A 22,580-nucleotide genomic window follows, 5' to 3' on the forward strand; every position below is an offset into this window, starting at 1 on the left:
CGCTGCTCGGGTCGCGGCCCGGGGTATCGCCGGCGCTGATCGTCCACGTTGGCCGGTGTCCAGTCCCGGGTGGCCGATCACGGTCTTGCCGCCAGGCTGTAGCCCGGCAACGGCTCGACCCCTGACGCCTCCAGCGTGGCATCGCGCAACCGCGTCAATTTGTCGCGTTCGATCGACCGCAATTCGGGATGCAGCGACAGCACCATGGCCAACTGCTGCTTGGGTGTGGCCTGGCTGATCATCAATGGCCCATAGATATCCATCTTGGACTTGATCTCCGGATAGGCCAGCAGCGCCGCCATTGCCTGCGCGCTCTGGGATTCGGTGCGCGCCGTCGCTTCGGCGTCGGTATCGCCGAAGTCGACAGCGACCATGGCCTTCGACAGCAGTTGCTCGAATTGCTCCACCTTCTGGCGTTGCGCCTCGAATGGCCCGGCATCCTTTTGCATGGCTTGGGCCAGGATCTGGACATCGCGCCCACGTTGTGCCTGGTAGTGGGCATCGAGCACCGCCGTGGTGCGCTCGCCCGGTTGCTGCTGCGCTACGCGCCCGCCAATGCGGCCTGCAATGGCTTCGGCCTGTTGCGCCTGTTGCGCCAGCAGCGCCGGCTTTGCCAATATCTTCATGCCTTGGGTGAAGCGTTCGACGAACGGCACGCCGGCGGTCGTCTCCACCGCGCCATCCGGCCGCACCCGGTTCATCACCACATGCATGCCGGATAACTGCGGCCGGTGCTGCTGCAGCTTGGCCAGGATCACGCCCAGCGGCAATTGGCTGGCCTTGAATGCAGCACTGGGATGCCGGAACTGGCCGGGGTCGACCGGCATCCACTGCCGGTCGATGGCGTCGAACATGCGTTCCAGCTTTTCATCCATCATGTCGTAGCCCGGATAGCCGTGCTGCTGCCAGGCCGCGGCATGACCCGCCATCAGGTCCAGCAACTTCACCGTCAAGCTCGCCTCGATGCCGGGCGACAGCGTATTGTTGGCCAGGAAATCGCTGGCGACCATGATCATGTCGATCGGCAGCGATTCCCGTGCCGCGTCCAAGTGGCATTTTTGGGCTGCCGTCAGCAAGGCATCCATCAGCCGGGCATTGTCCTCCGCCGGGGTATGGTGGGCCAGGTTGGCCCACGAACCGAATGCAATGGTCAACAATGCGCGTGCCTGGTCGGAATCGTCGGCATGGGCCAGCATGGTAGTCAATGCTGCAATGCGCACGCTATGCTTCACCACATCCTCATGCCGATCGGCGTCGTAGGCCTGGCGCGCCATGGTGGGCGCCATGGCGCTATCGCCGACGACCAGGTCGGTCGCCAGCTCCAGCACGGCCGTGCGCTCGTGCGGCGCCAGTTGCCCATAGCATTGGGCCAGCTGTTGCAGGGCAAACTCGCGCTCCACGCGCCACTGCGGGGGCAACGCATTGAGTTGTGCTTGCAGGTGCTGGATTCGTTCCTGCTTGCTGGGGCCTCCTGGCGGCAGCAGGTCGTAACCAGCGTTGGTCACCGGCAGCAAGGCCTCGACCAGTTCCATTCTCGCCAGCGGCTCGAACACCGTCGGCGGACCGCTGGCTGCCGGCAGCGTCGAGGCGACCGAGGCCCGACGCGATGGCGCCGTCTCCGGTGGGCGCTGCGCCGCGAACGCCTCGACCGCATCGAACAAACTGTGCAACCTGGTATGCCTGGTGTCGGTGCCGGCGGCGACGTAGCGATGAATGCGCGTGCGCATATCGTCCTCGACGCTCGATGGCGCCTGCGTGGATGGGCCGATGACCGCCGCGGCACCCGCCCCGGCCGCAGGGGACCGGGCCTGGTCATCGGTGCGCTGCGGACCCGGTTCGGCAGGCAGGCTTTGCCGATACTGGCGCGTCGCCAGCAGCAAATGCTTGAAAGCGGCTTGCCTTTGCGCAGTCGTCGTACTGAAGTTCGCTGCCGTGCCCTGATAGCCGCGCAGCGCGGCGAGGAATTGCCGTTCCTCCGCGGAGCGGGCGACATCGTGCCGGGTGACCTGTATTTCCTGGTGCAGCCTGGATGCCATGAGCTTGCCCTTGCTGGTACTTTCGGCAACGGCGGGCAAGGCGCCGGGCAACGACTCGCGCGATGGCGGCACGGGAGCATGCTGCTGCGACCCCGCCGAATGGGCGATCTGGTCGGCGACCAATGCAGCGGACAACGATACGGTTGAGCTGACGACGGCCATGAGGTAATGGAAGTAAGGGGGAGTGACCGGTGAGTGGCCGGCAAGCCCTGGGCAGTTCCATCTGCCGAGCATCGCAGCACTGCCTGCAACGCGATGGCCGCTGCTGGTAAACTGCCGCCATACCAACCTCGCCCTTGCGCCACGCCATGCCCCTGCCCGCCATTACCGAATTCCGCCTGCAATCGCCTGCTCCCGAAATCGACTACCCGCTGCCCGAGCGCCGCCTGGAAGGCAACCCCCAGCGCACCACCTGGAATCACTTCACCAGCGCCGGCGGCGATGTCAACGCCGGTATCTGGGCCTGCGAAAAAGGCAGTTGGCGCATCGCCTTCGCGCCGACCAAGGATGAATACTTCCATGTCCTGGAAGGCCGCTGCCGCATCATCGACGAGCAGGGCCACGCGGCCGAAGCGGGCCCGGGCGACGCCATGGTGATCCCGGCCGGCTTCAAGGGCGTCTTCGAGGTGGTCGAGCCGATGCGCAAGCACTACGTCATCATCGAGCGCGCCGGCTGAGTCCGCCCTGCCCGGCCGGCTCACCGATTCTGTGGCATCCTCGCTGGCAATCCCCTTTGCCTGGAGCCCTCGATGAGCCACTTTGCCCCCGTCGCACTGAATCACGCCAGCCGCCTGGTCAACCACGGCCCCACCGTGCTGGTCAGCGCCGCCCACGACGGTCGCCGCAACATCATGGCGGCGGCCTGGTCGATGCCGGTCGAGTTCGGCCCGCCACGCATTGCGGTGGTGATCGACAAGAGCACCTATACCCGCGAGTTGATTACCGCCTCAGGCGCCTTTGCCATCTGCGTGCCAGGCGCCGAGCTGATCGACCTGACCTACACGGTCGGCAGTTGCAGCGGCCGTGACGGGGACAAGTTCGCGCGCTACGGCATCGAGGCCGGCATCGGCCCGGAGCTGGGCATGCCGGTGCTGGAACGGGGCTGTTCGGCGTGGCTGGAATGTCGCTGGATCCCCGAGCCGCACAGCGAAGACGCCTACGACACCTTCTTCGGCGAAGTGGTCGCGGCCGCCGCCGATACCCGTATCTTCAGCGACGGCCACTGGAACTTCACGCCCGGCAACCGGGCGCTGCATACCCTGCATCACCTGGGCGCCGGCAAGTTCGTCATCGCCAGCGACCAGACCCAGGCGCGCGAGCTGCCCGGGCGCGGATGAGGCATCAGTTGGCGCTTGCGTTCACGTCACGCCTGGGCAGCGGATCGCGGGCATCGACCTGGCCATCGCCATTGGTGTCCTGGCCGACGAAGGTCCGTTCCATGATGGCCTTTTCCTCGTCCAGCGAGATGAAGCCGTCATGGTTGCGGTCCAGGATGCCGAAGCGCACGTGGGCCTGGCGCATCGAGCGCTGGTAGTCGGCATCGGGCTCGCGCTTCTGTTGCGCATACTGCTGCTTGAGCCGTCCCTCGAACTCGGCCACGTACTCGGCCTCGCTCAGCTTGCCATCGCCATTGGTATCGGCCGCGTTGTAGCGCTGCAGGCGCACGCTTTCATATTCGGCGCGCGTGACCACGCCGTCGCGATTGATGTCGTAGCTCCCCATGAACGCTTCGCGGCCATGACCGCCGGCCGGCTGGGCCGGGGTACCGGCAGGAGCGGTGCCCGGCAGCGACGCCACCGGCGCGGCCGGCGTGGTGCAACCGGCCAGTGCTGCCGCGCCCAGCGCCACGGAAAGAATCAATGCTTGGTGTTTCATGTGCAATCCTCGTTGATGAAGGTGGGTTGAATCAGAAGTCGACCGCTACCGCCGCGAACATGCTACGTCCGGTACGCGTCTGCAACTGGATATCCTGCGCGTCCTTGGCCACCGACGGCTCCAGGCTGCGGGCGCTGGCGTAGTCCCAGTAGCGCTTGTCGAGCAGGTTGTTGATGCCGGCGGTGATGCGCACGTTGCGCGCCACGCGCCAGTAGCCGGTCAGGTCGAAGCTGGCATAGCCGGGAACACGGTAATACACCACGGTCGAGTCGGGCAGCGCCGCCCCCGCGTTCTGGTAAAGATTGCGATAGTTCGACTTGGCCTGCTTGCCGCGTACGAAGATACCGGTCAGGTTGGTGCCCCATTGCTTCTCGGGGGCATCATAGCCCAGGCCGACGATCAGCTTGGCCGGTTGCACCGACTCCAGGTCCTGGTAGCTGTCGCCTGCATAACGGCTCTTGGACTTGCCCTGGCTGTAGCCCAGCGCCCAGGTCGAGGTGACCCCGCTCAGTGCCGGCACCAACTTGCCGGCGTCGATGCGGGTCGACAGCTCCACGCCGTAGATGTAGGCGTCGTCGCGGTTTTCGGCCTGGTAGATCGTCGACAGGCCGGCCTGCACATCGGTAAACATCTCCGGGTTGAGCGCGCGGCCGTAACGGGTATAGGCGATGAAGTTCTTGTACTTGGTATAGAACAGCGAACTGTTGAAGGTAATGCCATCGACCGGCGCACCCTTCAGGCCGATATCGAAGGCGTCGCTGGTTTCCTTCTGCAGGTTGCGGTTGCCGATCAATGCATAGGTCCCGCCGCCGCCGTTCCAGTAGCCATACAGTTCGCTCACCGAAGGCGCGCGCCCGCTGCGCTTCCACTGGGCGTAGGCGCTCACGCGCGGCAGGATGTCATAGACCACCGACAGGCTGGGGCTGACGATGGTGTTGGTCGAACCGCCACCATACAGGGTCTCGAGCTGGGCTCCGGTGATGCGGGTGTTGCCGAAGCTGTCGGTGTCGTAGATGCTGTTGCGGGTACGGTCCACGCGCAGGCCCGGCAAGATCGCCAGGCGATGGCCGCCCAGGTCGAACACGATCTCGTCCTCGGCGAACAGGCCCAGTTTGGTGGTTTCGGTGTTGGGATACGGCTGCGACGAGAACGCGGTGCCGGTCAGCGCATGCTCGTTGCGATTGCGACTCAGGTTGGCGCCAAAGCGCAGGCTGTTGTTGGCGATCTTCTTGGTGGCGGTGGACGACAGGCTCAGCAACTTGTTGCGGTTGCGCGAGAAAACGTCGTCGGTCACGCCGGTGGCCAGCGTGGTGGTGTTGGTGCGGTCCTGCATGTCGGTGTCCTGATAGGACAGGCGGGTCTCGAGGCGATCCAGCCAGCCGTTCGATGGCGTCCACAGGTGCGCCAGCTGGATCGTCTCGCGCTCGGTCAGGCTGTCCTGGCGCGAGCGGCCGGTCACCGCCGTGGCTGCGGTGTTCCAGGCCGAATACGACAGGTCGTTACGGCGCCGATAGAAGTCGGCCGAAAGTGTGAGCCGATGCTCCGCATCGAGCCGCATGCCCCCCTTGAGCAGCACGGCATGCGAAGTCCAGTGCGACGGATAGGCGCCCAGGATGTCGCTGTTGTTGTCGGTCTGGTGGCCGTCACGGTGCGAATACACGATCAGGCCATCGAACATGCCGCTACTGCCGGCGCCGGTGATGGCTTCGTGCCACGAACGATCGGCCGAGTTGTAGCCGGCCTTCACGCCGGCGTAGTACGGCTTGCCGCTGTTGACGAAGTCGTCCGCCGACTTGGTGCGAAAGCTGACCGCGCCGCCGATGCCACCGGCCGGGCGGGCCGCCGTGGTGGTGCCGGAATCGACCTGCACTTCAGAAAACATCTCGGGATCGATGAAGTCGCGGCCCTGGCCGAAGCTGCCCACCGAAGCGCGCCCGCTGCCGGAGGTGGCCGATCGGTCCACCGCCTCGGGCATCTCGACGTCGTCGACATCGACGCCCACGCGATTGCCCTCGACCCCGCGTATGTTGTAGTTGGTGCTGCCCGGATGATCATAGGCGCTGGTGTTCTTGGTGCCGCCCGAGGTCAGGCCCGGCACCGATACCAGCGGCTGGTACTTGAGCACGTCGCCGAAGCTGGTCGCTCCCTGGCGTTCCAGTTCATCCTTGGTGATCTTGTTGATCGCGCCCGGCTTGTGCTGCTCTTCGCGCGCCGCCTCGATCTGGACGTCGGGCAGTTTTCTCTGCTGGGTACGGGTCGCCCCGGGTTCGACCGTCTCGATGCCGGCCGCTGCCTGCTGGGCATGGGACAGCGGTGCCGCCAGCGACATGAGCGCGGCATGGACTGCCAGGGTCAAGGTGAGTGGACGCAACGAAGTACGCCAACGACGCGTCGCAGCGACGCGCGAAAGTCGAGCCATGATGTGCAAGCCTTATCAAAAGTGGAATGAGGTGTGGCTGGCTGCAACATCAATGGAATCGGCGGTACACCCTCCCCGGGCTTGGCGCTGTCTTGTTGTTGTGTTTCGGCTGACGGGCCGTATTCTATGCGATGAATGCGAATAATTCGCATTTAATTTCTATAAAATTCAAATTTATCCGAAATTCTCACTCAGTAAAAACGTAAAAAATCAGATACCAAATAGACTTCTTTCGGCTGGGCTGCAACGGCACAAGCGCCACGGCGGCGGCAGGCCTACCCGAGGTCGGCCATAATGGGAGCCTTCCCCCGACCCGGTACCGCCACCATGCCTGCTACCCCTGACATCCTTTCCGCACTGACCCCGACCGGCAAGCTGCGTGCCTCGATCAACCTGGGCAACCCGATCCTGGCCGGGCGCGACGGCCGGGGGCAGGTGGTCGGCGTATCGGTCGACCTGGCCGCGGCCCTGGCCGAGCGACTGGGGGTCGGACTGGAGCTGGTGGTGTTCGAGGCGGCCGGCAAGTCGGTCGAGGCAGTGGCCGCCGAGCAGGCCGACTTCGGCTTCTTCGCCATCGATCCGCTGCGCGGCCAGCAGATTGCCTTTACCGCCCCCTACGTGCTGATCGAGGGTTACTACATGGTGCGCCAATCGTCGCCCCTGGCCACCAGCGACCAGGTCGACCGCGCCGGCACACGGGTGATGGTCGGCCAGGGCAGCGCCTACGACCTCTACCTCACACGCCACCTGGCCCAGGCCACGATGGTGCGGGTAGCAAGCTCGCCCAGCGTGGCGGCGCACTTCCTGGCCAGCGATGTCGAGGTCGCCGCCGGCGTGAAGCAGGTACTGGAACACGATATCGCCACGCTGGGCGGCCTGCGCCTGCTCGACCAGCGTTTCATGGTGATCCAGCAGGCAATGGGCGTGCCCAAGAGCCGGGGTGTGCAGGCGGCAGCCTACCTGGCCGCGTTCGTGGAAGACATGAAAGCCTCGGGCCGGGTGGCCGAGGCGCTGCGGCGCCACCGCATCGAGGGGGCGCAGGTGGCGCCGGCGGCGTGAAGGCGTTGTCTGACTGCGCGGCGCGCGATCGACTGATAGCGCGCCGGCCAGCGCCGCGCTAGGCTGGGCTTTTCATCAGGAGAGCGATCATGCCCAATCCAGAGAACAAGGCCCGTCCCCAGACCACGCCCGGCGAAACCCGTTACGAAAAGGAACCGAAAGGCCATGAAGGCACCATGGGCGGCCAGCCGCCCCTGAACGTCAAGGCCGGCATCCAGAGTACCGGGCGCGGTGGGGTGCTGGTCGAAAAGGGGCAGATCCCCAAGGACAAGGAAAGCTGAGCCCACACCCCCTCAAGGGGCATCGGGGTCGGGGTAATCGGGTCGCAGCATCAGCTCTTGCTGATAGGGCGCGCCATCGTCGATGAAGCGCTTGGCCCATAGCACGCCGTGCGAACGCAGGCTCTGGAAGTCGGGGAAGGTCGAGCGCCGGTCGCGCCATACGACCGGCTCGCGGCCGGGACGGCAGACCTCGACCGCCAGATGCCAACACGCGGTCAGCTCGATGCCCACGATGGTGACCTCACAGGCAGCGTAGGTCATCTTGTACGTCAGTGAGCCCATGGAAGATATTGAATGGCAGAAACGAAGTTACCGAAGTATAGAGGCAATATGCCCCGCATTTCGTTGCCGACCATCATTAAATGAGGGGATTTACGCATTGCTGCAACATTTGCCTGCATCAGTGCACGCCCGCCTCTGCCCTCACTTGAACATGCCGTTGCCGCTGGCCGTGGTGGCCGGCACAGCCTGCATCACATCCCAATGCTCGACGATATTACCGGTGTTGTCGAAGCGAAAGATATCCACGATTGCCATGCCGATGTCGCTACTGGACGTGGTGGTATGCACGTGCAGCGCCACCAGGTCGCCCTCGGCCATGGCGGCGTGGATGGTGCTGTGGCGTTCCGGGTAACGCGTGAACAGGGAGGCAAAGGCGGCGACGAAGGCATCACGCCCGTTGGCCACGCGCGGATTGTGCTGGATGTAGCCGGGGGCGATATAGCGCTCGGCGGCAGACAGGTCGTGGCGGTTGAAGAATTCGCCATAGAAGGCCAGCGCACGCTGCTTGTTGCGTGCCGCGTTGGCCGCGCTGCGGTCGGTCGACGGCGGCGATTGCTCGGCCACCGGCACTTTCTGCGGCGCCATGTCGGCGCAACCGGCAATACTTGAAACGAGGGCGATACAGCAGGCGATGCGCGAGAGGGACATGATGGCTTCGGTGGACTGGGTGATCGGCATGCTGACAAAAGCGCCGCCATGGCAACAGCCGATCCATTGCATGGCGCACCGGGCGTGCTATCCCCACAGACAATAGCGATCCCGGCAGCGGCAACCCAAGATGCAGGCCACTCTTTACCTGAGCTCGCCCTCCTCGGGTCCACATGCACAAGAACATCCTCGCCCCGCTGGCGGCCGGCGCCCGCAGCCAGACCGTGACCGTGCCGCGGGTGGGCATGCGACCTGGTTTCCGAGCGCCTGAGGCAGCGGACTATTGCGCACGGTACAGCGCACTGAATGCACGGGTGGCGGCCAGACCGGCGGGCGTGTGATGCCGACCGGGCGACAGCTGCGCGACCAGACCCGCCAGGTCACCCGGCACATGGCTGGCCGGCGACGCAGCGCCATGGGTGCCTAAGGTACCGCTGGCCGGCGCCACGCCAGCCTGGCGTTCACGCAAGCGCGCGGCGGCCCGGAAACTGCGAATCGGTGGCGCATCGGTCCAGCCCTGCTCTATCCAGTCCTTGAGCAGCTGCTTTTCGTAGCTGTCGAAGACCCCGAACATCTCGCCACCGGCGCGTTCGATCAGGCGCCAGAAGCGGCTGTCGTCGGCAGCACGACCGCGCTCGATCCATTTGCTCTTTTCCAGTTCGGCCAGGAAGTCGGCCGTCGATCCCGGGTCCTGCAGCCACTGATTGACCGTCTTGCCGCCGAAGCGGCAATAGTCGGAATGCATGTGGCTGCCGTAGCGGGCCTTGCCCGCCAGCATGCGCACCACTTCGCCATCGATATCGAAGCCGGCGATGATGTCGGTGGTACTGGCCCCCAGGTCATTCAACAGATAACCGCGTCGCACCCGTCGCATGAAATCCTGCGGGTCGGCCTGCGCAGCGGCGGCGTCGACCACCGCCGCCGCAGCCTTGGCGGCGTGGCCGCTGGCGGCGTTATCGATGGTGACGTGCAAGGTGAAATAGTAAGGGTCGATACCCAACTCGTTGAGCTCATAGGCGGTGATCAGCAGATGCAGCGGCAGCTGTTCGTAACCCAGGTTGAAGCCGATCGCCTCGGGCAGCAATTGGTCCGCATGATGCCCCAGCGCCAGCTGGATGGCGGCCTGCACATAGAACGTGTCGTCCTGCGGCAGGTGCATGTCGCCGTCATGGCGTGCCAGCAAATGGCGATACATGGCCACGTGGTTCATCTCGGGCACGCCGTCACCCAACTCTTCCAGGTAAGTCAGCACCAGGGGGCGGGCCAGTGGATCGGCCCAGCAACGCAGGCTGCCATACAGCCAGGCGCCGTCCACCAGCTTGGTCGGCGCCACCGTCACCAGGAAATGCAATGCATGCGCGCGCGAGCTGAAAAAACGGCGGCCGGCGCCATCGCGTCGCTGTGCCAGGTATTGCTCGTACTGCTCACCCACCTGTTGCGCGCGTTGTTCGATCCATGCCGTCAATTGCGCCGCATCGGCTGGCAGGTCGCACTCGAGCCCGGCGGCCAGCTCCATTTGATGCGCCAGGTAGTCCTTGCCCATACGCAAGCCGGCCGCGTCGACCCGGGCACCGCCCAACAGTGCCACCACCTCGCGTGCGCTGGCCACGCCCCGGTGGCGATAGGCGCGCGATGCAGCCTCGGCTGCCGTTACTTCATGCATCGTTGAAAGCATAGGTCCTCTGGAATCTGGTCTGGTACGGCAGCATGCCCTGTGCCGACGCCGCCGGCCATCGGCGAAGGTCGACGATGCAAGTCAGTCGAAACCTTCATGCTGCGGCGGCGCATTCCGATAGCCGACTACCACCGGCTGTCGTCGATGTCAGACGAAAACGGACACGAGTACCTCAATTCCTACTTGCTAACGGGTCATTGGCCGATAGGAGCGTGTCGTCCCCCTGCCGACAATGAGCACATCGGCAACTTGGCGTGCTGGGTGTCGGGCACAGGCCCGGACGACAGCGGACAAAAACTAATGACTCTCTCCAAGCCCATCAAGATCGTTTCGATCATCGTTGTTGCATTGGCGGTACTACTGGCCGCCGTGATCATCTTCATCGTCACCTTCGACTGGAACCGCGCGCGTCCCTTCATCAATGACAAGGTCTCGCAGGCCACGGGGCGTACCTTTGCCATCCGCGGCGACCTCAAGGTGGCATTCTCGCGTGGCCTGGAAACCGAACCTGGCTGGCGTCGCTACGTGCCGCGCCCCCGCATCAGCGCCGCCGATGTCCACATGGGCAACCCCGACTGGAGCGGGGTCGGCCCCGACATGGTCAGCGCCGGCCGCGTGGTGGTGGCCTTGCATCCGTTGGCCTTGCTGAGCAAGCGCGCCGTGCTGACCGATGTCGAACTGGAAGCGCCGAACGTGGCGCTGGAACGACGTATCGATGGCCGTAATTCGTGGACCTTCAAGCAGGACGACAAGGATGACAAGCCCTCGGCCTGGAGCGTCGAAATACAGCGCCTGGCCTTTGCCGACGGCAAGCTGCGCTACCTGGACGAAGCCATCGCGCTGGACCTGAAGGCCGACGTCGCCTCCATCGCCGGCGAATCGAACCTGGCGGCCGCGCCCGCCGCCAATCAATCGATCCCCAAGTTCGGCCTGCGCTTCGATCTCGGCGGCACCTATCGCAAGGCGCCCATCAAGGGTTCGGGCAAGGCTGGCGCGCTGCTGCAGCTGGAAGATGAAAAGACCGTCTATCCGGTCCAGGCCAGCGCCGCGCTGGGCAAGAACCGTATCGCCGTGGATGGCACGCTGACCGATCCCCGTTCGCTGTCGGGCATCGACCTGGCACTGTCACTGGGCGGCGACAGCATGGCCAACCTGTATCCATTGACCGGCGTGCTGTTGCCGGAGACCCCTGCCTACGCCACGCGCGGTCGCCTGTTGGGCAAGAAGAACGGTGACAACTGGGACTGGACCTACCGCGACTTCACCGGTACCGTCGGCGGCAGCGACCTGGCCGGCACGCTCGAATACCTCACGCGCCAGCCACGACCGCTGCTGCGCGGTGCATTGACCTCGCGCCAGCTGCGCCTGGAAGACCTTGGTCCGACCATCGGCGCCGACAGCAACGAAAGCAAGAAGGCGCGCGACAAGGCGCCGGTGCAACCGGAAGGCAAGGCGGTGCCGGTGGAGCAATTCAATCCCGAGAAGTGGGGCGCGCTCGACGCCGATGTCAAGTTCACCGGCAAGAAGCTGGTGCGCACCCACGATATCCCGCTGCAGGACATCGTGGCCGAGATCCACATGAAGGACCGCGTGCTGACCTTGACGCCGCTGGACTTCGGCATGGCCGAAGGCAACATCACCTCCAATATCTCGCTGGATGGCCGCCAGCGCCAGATCGAGGCGCAGATCCGGCTGGCCGCACGCCACCTGAAGATCAAGGCCTTGTTCCCGAAGGTGCAGTCGATGCAGGCCAGCTTCGGTGAAGTCAACGGCGATGCCGCGCTGACCGGGCACGGCAATTCGGTCGCCGCCATGGTCGGCAGCGCCAACGGCGAGATCAGTGCCGTGGTGACGGAAGGCTCGGTAAGCGAATTCATCCTGGAGGCGGCCGGCCTGAACATCGCCAACGCGGTCTTCGTCAAGCTGTTCGGCGACAAGCAGGTACACATGAACTGCCTGGCCAGCGACTTCAAGGTCACCAATGGCCGCGCCGATGTGCGCCGCTTCGTGCTCGATACCGACGATGCCCTGGTGGAAGTGAGCGGCAACGTCGACGCCGCCCAGGAAAAGCTCGATCTCGACATTCGTCCCCGTACCAAGGGACCGCGCGTGATCTCGCTGCGCACGCCCCTGTATGCCAAGGGCACCTTTGCCGACCCCGATGTCGGTCCCTACAAGGGTCCGCTGGCGTTGAAGGCGGGTGCGGCGATCGCCCTGGCGGCGATCAACCCGCTGGCTGCGGTGTTGCCGCTGGTCAACGTGAGCCGCGCTCCGGATGCCAACTGTGGCGCCGCCATTGCCGAATCCGAAAAGACCCGGGCCGCTCCCAAGGCACCCGCCACCAAGGCCCCGGCCAAGCCGGTGACCGACGGCGACGTCAAGCGCGCCCAACAGGCAAAGTAAAGCATCGCATGAAACCCGATCTCCCTCCTGCCGTACCAGGAACCGGGCCGGCGCCCGCACACGGTCGTCGCCTGTTGCTCAAGGCCGGGCTGGTGGCCGGCGCCGGCCTGCTTTGGTCCAATCCATTGTGGCGAGCGGGCGCGCTGGTGGTGGGTGCCACCGGCGGCGCAAGCGCCATCGCCGCGGGCGCACCGGTGGCACAGGCCTCGCCCGGCTTCGTCGCCTTCTCGCGCGCCATCACCGAGCACGATGACCTCGACCCGGTGACGGCGGCCCGTATCGAACTGGCCATGCGGCGCGACTTCCCGTCGTTCGACCAGCTGCTGCCGGGTCTGGCCGCGCTGGCAACACCTACCGGCCGGCCGGTCCCTGCCGCGCGCGTCCTGCTGGACGCGGCCAGCGCCGCCGGCCTGCGCGATCTCACCATGGCCATCGTCACGGCCTGGTACACCGGTACCGTCGGCGCCGGCAAGACCGCCGTGGTGGTGGCCTACGCCCAGGCATTGATGTATCGCCCGGTGGCCGATGGCCAGACCGTACCTACCTATTGCAACTACGGGCCGCTATGGTGGACCCACGCCCCGCCACCGGTGCGCGTATCGGCACCGGTGGCGCCACAGGCGCCGCCGCCGGCGACCACCGGCAACCCGGAACCGAAGGCCAGCCCGCACTGACGGCCGCGCAGCCACCAGACTGCCAGCCCGACCCGCGCCAATCCAACATGAAGAGGCCATCCGATGCCCACCCCCACCCGTTCCCGCGTTCCCGTGTTCGATGCCGAGGGCAATGCCCAGGCCGATGTCATCATCGTCGGCGCCGGCGTGGTCGGCGCCATGATGGCCGACCAGTTGGCTGCGGCCGGCCACTCGGTGCTGATGCTCGATTCCGGCCTGCGGCTGGACCGTGGCCAGGTGGTGGAAAACTGGCGCAACATGCCATTCGAGAACCGGCTCGGCTCCGACTACCAGGGGCTGTATCCGCAGTCGCCGCTGGCACCGGCACCGCTGTACTTCCCCAAGAACAATTATGTGGGCCTGTCGGGTCCGGACGGCAACGGCTTCCAGCAAGGCTACCTGCGTGCCGTGGGCGGCACCACTTGGCACTGGGCTGCCTCGTGCTGGCGCCACCTGCCGGTCGACCTGAAAATGAAGAGCACCTATGGCGTAGGACGTGACTGGCCGATCTCGTACGACGAGCTGGAACCGTACTATTGCCGCGCCGAGGAAGAAATGGGCGTGGCCGGCCCCAACGATCCGGCCTTGCAATCGCCGGTCGAGCGCAGCAGGCCCTATCCGATGGACATGGTGCCGTGGAACTACGGCGACCAGCGCGTAGCCGAGATCGTCAATCCGCACGGCTACCGCGCCGTGCCCATCCCGCAGGGCCGCAGCACCCGTCCGTGGCGCGGGCGGCCGACCTGTTGCGGCAACAACAATTGCCAGCCGATCTGCCCCATCGGCGCCATGTACAACGGCATCCACCACGTCCAGTACGCCGAGCAGAAAGGCGCCAGGGTGCTGGCGCAGTCGGTGGTGTACCGGGTCGACACCGACCACGACAACCGGGTCACGGCAGTGCACTGGTACGATGCCCAGCGCAAGTCGCACCGTGCCACCGGGCGCGCCTTCGTGCTGGCCTGCAACGGGATCGAGACGCCCCGCCTGCTGCTGCTGGCGGCCAACCAGGCCAATCCGCGCGGCATCGCCAATTCGTCCGACCAGGTGGGGCGCAACATGATGGACCACTCGGGCTTCCACTGCACCTTCCTGGCCAGCGAGCCGATATGGACCGGACGCGGGCCGGCCCAGAGCAGTTGCCTGGTAGGTCCGCGCGATGGCCAGTTCAGGTCGCAGTATTCGTCCAACAAGATGATCCTCAACAACATCACGCGCGTGGCACCGGCCACGCAGCAGGCACTCAAGATGGGGTTGGTCGGGCGCGAGCTCGACGACGAGATCCGCCGTCGTGCGGTGTATGGCGTCGATTTCTCGATCAGCCTGGAACCACTGCCCGAGGCCCACAACCGGCTGACCCTGAGCAGCACCCGGCGCGATCCGCTAGGACTGGCCTGCCCCGACATCTACTACGACGTCGGCGACTATGTACGCAAGGGCGCCGAGGCCGCGCACAAGCAGCTGGAACATATCGGCAGCCTGTTCAAGGCGGTCGAGTTCAACATCACCCAGAGCCTCAATGCCAACAACCACATCATGGGTGGCACCATCATGGGCAGCGACCGTCGCACCTCGGTGGTCGACGGCAATTGCCGCGCGCACGACCATGCCAACCTGTGGCTGCCGGGCGGCGGCGCGATGCCCTCGGCCAGCGTGGTCAACAGCACGCTGAGCATGGCCGCTCTGGGCTTGCGCGCGGCCGACGACATCAGTCGTCAACTGGCGCGGGAGCCGGCATGAGCACGCCACTGGCAAGTATCCTGGCGGCGCTGGCGTGGCTGTTGTGCAGCGGCACCGTGCTGGCGCAGCAGCAGTCGCTGGATTTGCCGGCCGCGCCCCAGGCGCCGGCAGTGGCCGCCGACCCGGCCTTGCAGCAGAGCATCGAGCGCGGTCGCTACCTGGCCGTGGCCGGCGACTGCATGGCCTGCCATACGGCACCGCGCGGCAAGCCGTATGCCGGTGGCTATGCCATCGAGTCGCCGCTGGGCACGATCTACGCAACCAATATCACACCGTCGACGGTGGGCGGCATCGGCGGCTACAGCGAGCAGCAGTTTTCCCGCGCCTTGCGCCAGGGCGTGCGCGCCGACGGCAAGCACCTGTACCCGGCCATGCCCTATACCAGCTATGCACTGTTGACCGACCAGGACGTGCGCGACCTGTTCGCCTACTTCCGTCACGGGGTGGAGCCGGTCGACCGCCCGGCGGCAGCCACGGCGCTGCCCTTTCCATTCAACATGCGGCCGGCCATGCGCGCGTGGAACCTGCTGTTCCTCGACCGCAAGCCGTACACGCCGGATCCGACCTACAGCCAGCAGGTCAATCGTGGCAGCTACCTGGTCAATGGACTGGCCCATTGCGGCGCCTGTCACACACCTCGCAACGTGGCCATGGCCGAACAATCCAGCCGACTGCTGGCGGGCGCGGCATTGGGTCCATGGTGGGCGCCCAATATCACCTCCGACCCGGTAGCCGGCATCGGCGGATGGAGCGACGCCGAACTGCGGCAATACCTCAAGACCGGGCGCGCGCCGGGCAAGGGCCAGGCGGCCGGGCCGATGGCCGAGGCGGTCAGCAACAGCCTGCAGCACCTGCACGACGACGATATAAGCGCCATCATCGCCTATCTGCGCGTGGTACCGGCCGCCAGCGGCAATGCCAAGCCGGCCTTTGCGCAGGACGGCCGCGGCAGCGACGAAGCGGTCCTGCGTGGACGCGAGAGCCAGAACGAACGCGACAGCCTGACCACCGGTGCGGCGCTGTTCAGCGCCAATTGCGCCAGCTGCCACGCCACCGATGGCCGGGGCAGCGCCGACCAGAGCTATCCCTCGCTGTCACGCAACAGCGCCACCGGCGCCGCCCGCGCGGACAACCTGATCGCCGCCATCCTGTACGGGGTCGAGCGCAAGGTGGGCCAGACCGAGGTATTGATGCCGCGCTTCGACGCCCAGTCGAGCGTCAACCCGCTCGGCGACGCCCAGATCGCGCTGATCGCCAACTACGTGCTCCAGCAATATGGCAATCCGGACGTCAAGGTCAGCCAGGACGATGTGCGCCAGTCGCGCCAGGGCGGCGCACGGCCATTGCTGGCCCGGGCCCAGCCGTTGATGGTGCCGGCGTTGGCCTTGCTGGCGCTGTTGGTGCTGGGGTCAGTGGTGCTGGTGATGGTGCGGCGACGTGCCCGTTCCTGAATCGCGCCGCCCGCCGCCTGCGTACCACAGCAACAGGCCCGCCAGGGCGATGCCGGTCAGCGCCAGGAACGCCATGCCGTAACCGTAGCGCGACGCGATGGCGCCGGCCAGCGCCGGACTCAATGAGGCGCCTGCCCCCTGGATCGTCATGACCGCGCCCAAGCCGGCATTGACGTGTCCGCTACCGCGCAGGATGCGGGCGACGAAACCGGGCAGCGCCACGCCCATCAGGCCGGCGCCGATGCCGTCGAGCATCTGCACCGGGATCAGCGCCCAGGGCGATGCCCAGCATCCGGCGATCAACCCGCGCAGCGGCAAGGCCAGCAGTGCCATGGTCACCAGCAGGCCGTAACCGCGCCGCATGGCCAGGCGTCCGGCCGCCAGGGCCACCGGGATCATCACCAGTTGCGCCACGATCACCGTCAAGGCCGTAAACAGGCTGGGATCGATCTCGGCCCGCGCCATGGCGGCTTGGCCCAGCAAGGGCAGCATGGCCGCATTGCCCATATGGAACAGCATCATCGCCAGCGCCAGCACCATCAACGGGCGCGATCGGCGCAAGACGGTGAAGGCCGGCAAGGTGGCGCCGGGCCCGCCCTGGGGGTCGAGCCCGCGCGCCATGTCGTGGTCGATCGCCTCGGGACGAATGCGCCACAGGCAGGCCAGCGCCGCTACCGACATCGACGCCATGAGCATGAACACCGCCGGGATGCCCCAGTAAAAGCCGAGCGCGCCGGCCAGCGCAGCCGAAGCCACATTGCCTGCGTGATTCCAGGCCTCGTTGATGCCCAGCTGCTGGGCCAGCCGCTCATGGCCGACCATGCCCAGGGTCAGCCCGGCCAGGGCCGGACCGATCACCGCGCCGACGATGCCGGTGCCGACCTGCGACACGGACGTGACGCCGAACGAGGTCGACACCAGCAGCACCAGCGAGCCTGCCACCACCAGCACCGACGCTGCCGCCAGTACCAGGCGCTTGTGCCGGGTGGCGTCGATCAGCGCCCCTACCGGGGTCGTGGCCAGCATTCCCGCGATGCCGCCGATGCTCATCACATAGCCGATGTCATCGGCGCGCCAGCCCTGCCCCATCAGGAAGATGCCGAGAAACGGCCCCAGCCCGTCCCGCACGTCGGCCAGGAAAAAATTGAGCCGGGCCAGCCAGCCCACCGAAACCGCATTGGCCATGTCGCTCACCCGATCGGCCCCTTGAAGATGAAGAACGCGCCAGCGCAGATCAGGCCGAACCCGATCAGGTGGTTGACGGTGAACTGCTCGCCCAGGTACAGCACCGAGAACACCGAAAACACGACCAGCGTGATCACCTCCTGCATGGTCTTGAGTTCGGCCGCGTTATACACCGTATGGCCGATCCGATTGGCGGGCACGGCAAAGCAATATTCGGCCAATGCGATCAGCCAGCTGACCAGGATGACCTGGTACAAGGGCCGCCCGGTGAACTTCAGGTGCCCATACCAGGCGAAGGTCATGAAGACGTTCGAGACGATCAGGAAAACGATGGGAAGCAAGCGTGGCGACATGGTTTTATTTTTTCATCAGGGTGGATGGACAGGCCGGGGGCGGACCGGGCAAGCCCGATGCCGCAACCGGCAGCGAAGCGGTGGCCACTAGCGTAGGGGCTCCTGGATCTGTTGCTGCGTGCCCAGGCTGGCGCCGGTGCTGATGGCCTCGATGGCAGTGCCATAGGCATTGCGGGTGCCCAACCCGGTAGCGGCGAACGGCATGCCTTGCTGCAACGGCGAGCGCAAGCCATCCGGCGCGAACCGCACGATGCCGCCGTTGTCCAGGATCACGCCGTTGACTTCCCCGCGTGGTCCCGTCAGCACCAGGTCGACCCGACCTTCGACATCGAGTTGGCGCAATTGTGCCGCCCGCAGGTGCGGCGGCAGCGGTGCGGCGCTGTCGATGCCGGGCGGCCGGTCGATCACCACCTGCCCGGTGGCCAGGTTGAGCAGCGCATCGGCCTTGACGCTGCGCCCCGGCTCGACCAGGCCGAACACCCGCACCACCTGGCCGGGTGCCACTGCGGCCACCACCGCGGCCGATAGATGCGGGGCCAGCTTGACCACCGTGCGATCGCGCATCAGCAAGCCATCGACTTCGCCATAGGGATTGATCAACAGCCGATCGACACTGCCTTGGGCCGCTGGCGCCTGGTTCAGCACGACCGCCCCGGGTGCGGCCGCGGCTGCCGCGGGTGGCGCCGGTTCCGCCGGCGGCAAGGCCCACGCACTGTGGCACAGCAGCGCACCGAACAACGACAGGCCGGCGACGGCCTGGCGGGACGACGATGAACGAGCGAATTTGAACATGGCAACTCCTGGATGTGATGACAGCAGTTCACCTCCAGCAAGCAATATGCCAAGAAAATAAGCCTTATAAATCAATGCCTTGGAAAGTTCGGCACAGGCATGCTGTCCGCCATGGCGACACCGTGACGTCCGCAGGACGGACACCCGGCTCAATGGAGCCCGTGTTCGTCCAGCTTGCGATAGAGCTGTTGGCGCGAGATGCCGAGCCGGCGCGCGGCCTCGGCGCGGTTGTCATCGGCCGCGGCCAGCGCGCGCCGGATCATGGTCCGCTCCACCTGCGCCAGGACCTGGTCCAGCTTGCCGTCCCAGGCGACTTCCACGCTGTTGCCGATGGGCGGTACCGTCGACAGCGCCAGGTGTTCGGCGCCGATGCAGCGCCCCTGGCTGAGCACGGCGGCGCGTTCCATCTGGTTGCGCAGTTCGCGCACGTTGCCGGGCCAGGCATGCGCCAGCAACTGCCTGGCCGCGTCCGGGCCGATCCGCTTGGGCGCATCGCCGCCCAGCAGGCGCAGGAAATGCTCGGCGATCTGCAGGATATCGCCCGGGCGTTCGCGTAGCGCCGGGATGGTGATCGGCAGTACCTGCAATCGATACCAGAGATCTTCGCGAAAGCGGCCCTGCCGGATCTCTTGCGGCAGGTCGCGATGGGTGGCGGCGACGATGCGCACGTCCACCGGCGTGAGCCGGTTGCCACCCAGTGGCATGACCTCGCGTTCCTGCAGCACGCGCAGGATCTTGGCCTGGGTCGCCAGCGCCATGTCGCCGATCTCGTCGAGAAACAGGGTGCCCCCATGGGCCTCGACAAAGCGGCCGGGGCGTGCCGTGCTGGCGCCGGTGAAAGCGCCCTTGACGTGACCGAACAGTTCGCTCTCGATCAGTTCGGACGCCATGGCGGCACAATTGACCGCCACGAAGGGCCCGTTGGCACGCCCGCTGTTGCGATGCAGCGCCCGGGCCACCAGCTCCTTGCCGGTCCCGGTTTCGCCCAGCACCAACACGGTGGCGTCGCTGGCAGCGGCCCTGCCCACCTGCTTGAATACCTGGCGCATCGCTTCGCTGTTGCCGACCAGCTCGTGCCGGTCGGCCGGTGCGCCGGCCGGCGCCGGCGGCAATGCCGGCTCGGCCGCGCTCGTTTGCTGCAGCAGGCGCGCCAGCGTCTGGACCAGGGTGCTGCGCGCCACCGGCTTGGTCAGGTGGTCGAATGCCCCCAGCCGCATGGCCTCGATGGTATTGTCGCCGCTGGCATAGGCGGTCAGCATGATGCAGGGAAGCGGCGCCAGGGCCTGCGCCCGGCGCATGAAGGCAAGGCCATCCTCGCCCGGCATGCGCAGGTCGACGATGGCAGCATCGACCTGGGTGCGCCCCAGGCATTGCAAGCCGGCCTCGGTGCTGGCTGCTTCCAGCACCCGGTGACCGAGGTCGCACAGCACTTCGGCCAGGCCGCTGCGAAAGGCGGCGTCGTCGTCGACGATCAGGATGCGTGCCATGGCAACTCCATGTCAAAGCGTGCGCCGGCATCGGTACCGGCCAGCACGATATGCCCGCCATGCGCCTCGACGATCTCGCGCACCAGCGCCAGGCCAAGCCCGGTGCCGCCGACGCGGTCGCTCACGAAGGGGTCGAACAGGCGCTGCCGCAACGCCGGGGCTACCCCGGGGCCATCGTCGGCGATCCATAATCCGAGACGATCGCCTCGCAGGCGCCGCGCGCCGATCACGATCGTCCCACCGGCCCGGCAAACCGCCAGGGCGTTGAGCAACAGGTTGTCCAGCGCGCGCCCCATCTGCAGCGGATCGAGCACCACGGCGCCGACGCCATCGGCAAGGCTGGCCTGGTCGATCTCGAGCTCGATCTGCACGCCGCCGCGGGCGGCGGCTTCTTCGTGCATCTGGCGCCGCTCTCGCAGCCAGTCGCGCAGATCGATGCGCTGTGGACGGACATGAAACGGTTGCCCCAGCGCCAGCAGGCTCGACACCAGCGTCTCCAGTCGGGCAGTCTGTTCCAGTACCGCCTCCAGCGCACCCGAGATGCGGGCTGGCCGCAATTCGGCCGGCGCGGCCAGGGCATTTTCAGCCTTGATGCGCATGGTGCCGACGGGATTGCGTATTTCATGCGCCAGCCCGGCCGCCACCCGCCCCAGCGTTGCCATGCGCTCGGCCTGGGCCAAGCGCGCGGCCAGCCCGTCCGACTGGCGCCGCCAGCGCGCCAGCGTCCATCCCAGCCAGAGGCCGGACAGCACGACGAACCCCAGCAACAGGCAGGTCGACCAGACCAATTGTTCGAGTACCCGGGCGCTCATCAACGGCACGCGCTTGAGGGTCCATGCCACCGGAGCGCCGGCGGTACCGGCGAGACCGGCGACGGGGCAGGCGGCAAACACCATCGATTCACGCAAGCCGGGGCGCACATCCGTCACCAGGGCCGCGCCATTGGCCGCGCGCTGTGCCGTGGCGACGATACGTTCCAGTTCGGCGCTGGGCGCGTCACGCTTGACGCCGCTGCCGTCGTAGGTCGGAAAGGCATAGGCATACACGCCCCGGCCATCGTCCCAGAAACCACCCTCCACGCCTGGCTGGTCACGCAGCGCCAGGTCGATCACCGCCTGGGCGGCGGCAACGCCGGTGACCCGCACACGGGTCGCGTCGGCGCTCATGGCCTGGCAACTCAAGCCGATCTGCCGGCTGGCCTGTTCCACCTGTGCGGCGGCGCCCTGCCGACTGAGCTGCAACAACAACCAGGCCAGCACCAGCGCGATGAGCGCAATGAAGGCCCAGAGAATCATCAGGTCGCGTTTGATGGTGTGCTGGCGTTGCACGAGCCCTCCTTGTCGTGGTGCGGAACATTGTCCCACACCGAACTGACGAATGGCTGTCGTCACACCCGCTGCGCGGTTCATGCGCCATCGGAAAGAGGCCTGCAACGGCTTGCCAGGTAAGACGCCAGGGCGAACTTGATCTCGTCGACCAACTGCCCCTGCCTTTCCCATTGCATCCGGGCGCCGACGTCGAGCAAGCCCTTGATGATGATCACGGCAGTCCCGGTGACGGCGGCCAGTTGCGCGCTCGACAGTGCCCGGCATTGGACCGAGAAGAGCTTGCCGAAGCGCTTGATCAGGCGCAGGTCGTCGGCGTCATGGCGAAAGCCGGGCTCGGTCGAGAAGAACAGGTGCCGATAGGCCGGGCACTGCGCCGAGAACGACACCAGCAGGTCGGCCAGCGCATGCGCCAGCGCGGTGATATCGGGTGCGGCCGGGGTGGCCGATAGCGGTGACAGCAGCGCATCCAGTTTTTCCAGGCAACGCGCGCGCATGGCAGCGACCAGCATTTCCTTGTTCGGGAAATACTGGTAGATGGCACCGATGGAGGTGCCCGACGACTGTGCGATGTCGGTCATGGTGGTGCCGGTGAGCCCCTTCTCCCCGATCAGTCGATCGGCGCTGCGCAGGATGTCCTGTATGCGGCGCTGCGCCCGCTCCTGCTTGGGAATTCGTCGAACGGCTTCGGTCACGTGGCTGGAAGAGGTCATGGCGGGCTACGGTGGTATGACTGGACGATTGCATGCTTGCCAGGCATGCGACGATCACATCCCCGAATAGTTGGGCCCGCCGCCGCCCTCGGGCGTGACCCACACGATATTCTGGGTCGGGTCCTTGATGTCGCAGGTCTTGCAATGCACGCAGTTCTGGGCATTGATCTGCAGGCGGTCCG

General features: G+C 66.2%; 21 protein-coding genes. 8 read left to right on the top strand and 13 right to left on the bottom strand.

Annotation, left to right across the window (positions count from 1 at the left end; translation table 11 throughout):
* Nucleotides 1-77 precede the first annotated feature (77 nt).
* On the bottom strand, nt 78-2,198 hold the full coding sequence (locus tag PMI40_RS21185) for a hypothetical protein (RefSeq protein ID WP_008119702.1): 2,121 nt from the start codon (nt 2,196-2,198) through the stop codon (nt 78-80).
* Between the two features lie 146 nt (nt 2,199-2,344).
* Here PMI40_RS21185 and PMI40_RS21190 point away from each other — a divergent pair, with 146 nt between their 5' ends.
* Both PMI40_RS21190 and PMI40_RS21195 read left to right on the top strand, forming a co-directional pair.
* Nucleotides 2,345-2,713, top strand: coding sequence for a cupin domain-containing protein (locus tag PMI40_RS21190; protein WP_008119704.1), 369 nt, complete (start codon nt 2,345-2,347; stop codon nt 2,711-2,713).
* A gap of 72 nt (nt 2,714-2,785) precedes the next feature.
* A complete protein-coding gene (locus PMI40_RS21195; protein ID WP_008119707.1) occupies nt 2,786-3,373 on the top strand; it encodes a flavin reductase family protein in 588 nt (195 codons plus the stop codon).
* A gap of 4 nt (nt 3,374-3,377) precedes the next feature.
* Here PMI40_RS21195 and PMI40_RS21200 read toward each other — a convergent pair whose 3' ends face one another.
* Entirely contained in the window at nt 3,378-3,911 is a 534-nt protein-coding gene (locus PMI40_RS21200; protein ID WP_008119710.1) for an EF-hand domain-containing protein, read from the bottom strand.
* A gap of 31 nt (nt 3,912-3,942) precedes the next feature.
* Nucleotides 3,943-6,282: a TonB-dependent hemoglobin/transferrin/lactoferrin family receptor gene (locus tag PMI40_RS21205; protein WP_238540992.1), complete on the bottom strand. Its 2,340-nt coding sequence runs from the start codon at nt 6,280-6,282 to the stop codon at nt 3,943-3,945.
* A 375-nt stretch (nt 6,283-6,657) separates the two neighbouring features.
* On the opposite strand from PMI40_RS21205, the gene PMI40_RS21210 reads away from it, so the two are divergent.
* On the top strand, nt 6,658-7,389 hold the full coding sequence (locus PMI40_RS21210; protein WP_040502617.1) for a transporter substrate-binding domain-containing protein: 732 nt from the start codon (nt 6,658-6,660) through the stop codon (nt 7,387-7,389).
* Between the two features lie 89 nt (nt 7,390-7,478).
* Nucleotides 7,479-7,670 carry a hypothetical protein gene (locus tag PMI40_RS21215; RefSeq protein WP_008119715.1) on the top strand — a complete coding sequence of 64 codons (192 nt, stop codon included), beginning with the start codon at nt 7,479-7,481 and terminating at the stop codon, nt 7,668-7,670.
* A 12-nt stretch (nt 7,671-7,682) separates the two neighbouring features.
* Here the strand turns inward: PMI40_RS21215 and PMI40_RS21220 are convergent, their stop codons facing one another.
* The 3 genes from PMI40_RS21220 to PMI40_RS21230 all read right to left on the bottom strand — a co-directional run bounded on the left by PMI40_RS21220 (nt 7,683) and on the right by PMI40_RS21230 (nt 10,275).
* Nucleotides 7,683-7,952, bottom strand: a complete 270-nt coding sequence (locus tag PMI40_RS21220; RefSeq protein ID WP_008119717.1) for a hypothetical protein — start codon at nt 7,950-7,952, stop codon at nt 7,683-7,685.
* A gap of 141 nt (nt 7,953-8,093) precedes the next feature.
* On the bottom strand, nt 8,094-8,630 hold the full coding sequence (locus tag PMI40_RS21225) for an ester cyclase (protein ID WP_157221642.1): 537 nt from the start codon (nt 8,628-8,630) through the stop codon (nt 8,094-8,096).
* A gap of 250 nt (nt 8,631-8,880) precedes the next feature.
* Nucleotides 8,881-10,275 (bottom strand): iron-containing redox enzyme family protein, encoded by a 1,395-nt coding sequence (locus tag PMI40_RS21230; protein ID WP_008119721.1) that lies wholly within the window; start codon nt 10,273-10,275, stop codon nt 8,881-8,883.
* A gap of 300 nt (nt 10,276-10,575) precedes the next feature.
* Here PMI40_RS21230 and PMI40_RS21235 point away from each other — a divergent pair, with 300 nt between their 5' ends.
* From PMI40_RS21235 to PMI40_RS21250, 4 genes are all read left to right on the top strand, one after another.
* The gene (locus PMI40_RS21235; protein ID WP_157221643.1) at nt 10,576-12,678 is read left to right on the top strand and encodes an AsmA family protein; all 2,103 of its coding nucleotides are present in this window, start codon (nt 10,576-10,578) and stop codon (nt 12,676-12,678) included.
* An 8-nt stretch (nt 12,679-12,686) separates the two neighbouring features.
* On the top strand, nt 12,687-13,352 hold the full coding sequence (locus tag PMI40_RS21240; RefSeq protein ID WP_008119726.1) for a sugar dehydrogenase complex small subunit: 666 nt from the start codon (nt 12,687-12,689) through the stop codon (nt 13,350-13,352).
* 63 nt (nt 13,353-13,415) lie between these two features.
* On the top strand, nt 13,416-15,092 hold the full coding sequence (locus PMI40_RS21245; RefSeq protein WP_008119729.1) for a GMC family oxidoreductase: 1,677 nt from the start codon (nt 13,416-13,418) through the stop codon (nt 15,090-15,092).
* Nucleotides 15,089-16,543, top strand: coding sequence for a cytochrome c (locus PMI40_RS21250; RefSeq protein WP_008119732.1), 1,455 nt, complete (start codon nt 15,089-15,091; stop codon nt 16,541-16,543). The genes PMI40_RS21245 and PMI40_RS21250 overlap by 4 nt, the downstream gene beginning before the upstream one ends.
* On the opposite strand, the gene PMI40_RS21255 is transcribed toward PMI40_RS21250, so the two are convergent.
* From PMI40_RS21255 to PMI40_RS23490, 7 genes are all read right to left on the bottom strand, one after another.
* Entirely contained in the window at nt 16,502-17,728 is a 1,227-nt protein-coding gene (locus tag PMI40_RS21255; RefSeq protein WP_008119734.1) for an MFS transporter, read from the bottom strand. The two genes, PMI40_RS21250 and PMI40_RS21255, sit on opposite strands and share 42 nt — an antisense overlap.
* Before the next feature lie 5 nt (nt 17,729-17,733).
* On the bottom strand, nt 17,734-18,081 hold the full coding sequence (locus PMI40_RS21260) for a DMT family protein (RefSeq protein ID WP_008119736.1): 348 nt from the start codon (nt 18,079-18,081) through the stop codon (nt 17,734-17,736).
* Nucleotides 18,082-18,168: 87 nt separating this feature from the next.
* The gene (locus tag PMI40_RS21265) at nt 18,169-18,873 is read right to left on the bottom strand and encodes a hypothetical protein (protein ID WP_008119737.1); all 705 of its coding nucleotides are present in this window, start codon (nt 18,871-18,873) and stop codon (nt 18,169-18,171) included.
* Between the two features lie 149 nt (nt 18,874-19,022).
* Nucleotides 19,023-20,360 (bottom strand): sigma-54 dependent transcriptional regulator, encoded by a 1,338-nt coding sequence (locus PMI40_RS21270; RefSeq protein WP_008119739.1) that lies wholly within the window; start codon nt 20,358-20,360, stop codon nt 19,023-19,025.
* Nucleotides 20,345-21,688 carry a PAS domain-containing sensor histidine kinase gene (locus tag PMI40_RS21275; protein ID WP_008119741.1) on the bottom strand — a complete coding sequence of 448 codons (1,344 nt, stop codon included), beginning with the start codon at nt 21,686-21,688 and terminating at the stop codon, nt 20,345-20,347. The genes PMI40_RS21270 and PMI40_RS21275 overlap by 16 nt, the downstream gene beginning before the upstream one ends.
* 77 nt (nt 21,689-21,765) lie before the next feature.
* The gene (locus PMI40_RS23035; RefSeq protein ID WP_008119743.1) at nt 21,766-22,398 is read right to left on the bottom strand and encodes a TetR/AcrR family transcriptional regulator; all 633 of its coding nucleotides are present in this window, start codon (nt 22,396-22,398) and stop codon (nt 21,766-21,768) included.
* A 54-nt stretch (nt 22,399-22,452) separates the two neighbouring features.
* Nucleotides 22,453-22,580, bottom strand: a 128-nt coding sequence (locus PMI40_RS23490; protein WP_008119745.1) for a 4Fe-4S dicluster domain-containing protein, incomplete at its 5' end; no start/stop codon positions are given.

It is taken from the genome of Herbaspirillum sp. YR522 (assembly GCF_000282575.1).
GTDB lineage: Bacteria > Pseudomonadota > Gammaproteobacteria > Burkholderiales > Burkholderiaceae_D > Herbaspirillum.

Excerpts from the sequence above, each read along its gene's own strand:
- PMI40_RS21185 (WP_008119702.1), bottom strand. The coding sequence starts at position 2,198 with ATGGCCGTCGTCAGCTCAACCGTATCGTTGTCCGCTGCATTGGTCGCC.
- PMI40_RS21190 (WP_008119704.1), top strand. The coding sequence starts at position 2,345 with ATGCCCCTGCCCGCCATTACCGAATTCCGCCTGCAATCGCCTGCTCCC.
- PMI40_RS21195 (WP_008119707.1), top strand. The coding sequence starts at position 2,786 with ATGAGCCACTTTGCCCCCGTCGCACTGAATCACGCCAGCCGCCTGGTC.
- PMI40_RS21200 (WP_008119710.1), bottom strand. The coding sequence starts at position 3,911 with ATGAAACACCAAGCATTGATTCTTTCCGTGGCGCTGGGCGCGGCAGCA.
- PMI40_RS21210 (WP_040502617.1), top strand. The coding sequence starts at position 6,658 with ATGCCTGCTACCCCTGACATCCTTTCCGCACTGACCCCGACCGGCAAG.
- PMI40_RS21215 (WP_008119715.1), top strand. The coding sequence starts at position 7,479 with ATGCCCAATCCAGAGAACAAGGCCCGTCCCCAGACCACGCCCGGCGAA.
- PMI40_RS21220 (WP_008119717.1), bottom strand. The coding sequence starts at position 7,952 with ATGGGCTCACTGACGTACAAGATGACCTACGCTGCCTGTGAGGTCACC.
- PMI40_RS21225 (WP_157221642.1), bottom strand. The coding sequence starts at position 8,630 with ATGCCGATCACCCAGTCCACCGAAGCCATCATGTCCCTCTCGCGCATC.
- PMI40_RS21230 (WP_008119721.1), bottom strand. The coding sequence starts at position 10,275 with ATGCTTTCAACGATGCATGAAGTAACGGCAGCCGAGGCTGCATCGCGC.
- PMI40_RS21235 (WP_157221643.1), top strand. The coding sequence starts at position 10,576 with ATGACTCTCTCCAAGCCCATCAAGATCGTTTCGATCATCGTTGTTGCA.
- PMI40_RS21240 (WP_008119726.1), top strand. The coding sequence starts at position 12,687 with ATGAAACCCGATCTCCCTCCTGCCGTACCAGGAACCGGGCCGGCGCCC.
- PMI40_RS21245 (WP_008119729.1), top strand. The coding sequence starts at position 13,416 with ATGCCCACCCCCACCCGTTCCCGCGTTCCCGTGTTCGATGCCGAGGGC.
- PMI40_RS21250 (WP_008119732.1), top strand. The coding sequence starts at position 15,089 with ATGAGCACGCCACTGGCAAGTATCCTGGCGGCGCTGGCGTGGCTGTTG.
- PMI40_RS21255 (WP_008119734.1), bottom strand. The coding sequence starts at position 17,728 with ATGGCCAATGCGGTTTCGGTGGGCTGGCTGGCCCGGCTCAATTTTTTC.
- PMI40_RS21260 (WP_008119736.1), bottom strand. The coding sequence starts at position 18,081 with ATGTCGCCACGCTTGCTTCCCATCGTTTTCCTGATCGTCTCGAACGTC.
- PMI40_RS21265 (WP_008119737.1), bottom strand. The coding sequence starts at position 18,873 with ATGTTCAAATTCGCTCGTTCATCGTCGTCCCGCCAGGCCGTCGCCGGC.
- PMI40_RS21270 (WP_008119739.1), bottom strand. The coding sequence starts at position 20,360 with ATGGCACGCATCCTGATCGTCGACGACGACGCCGCCTTTCGCAGCGGC.
- PMI40_RS23035 (WP_008119743.1), bottom strand. The coding sequence starts at position 22,398 with ATGACCTCTTCCAGCCACGTGACCGAAGCCGTTCGACGAATTCCCAAG.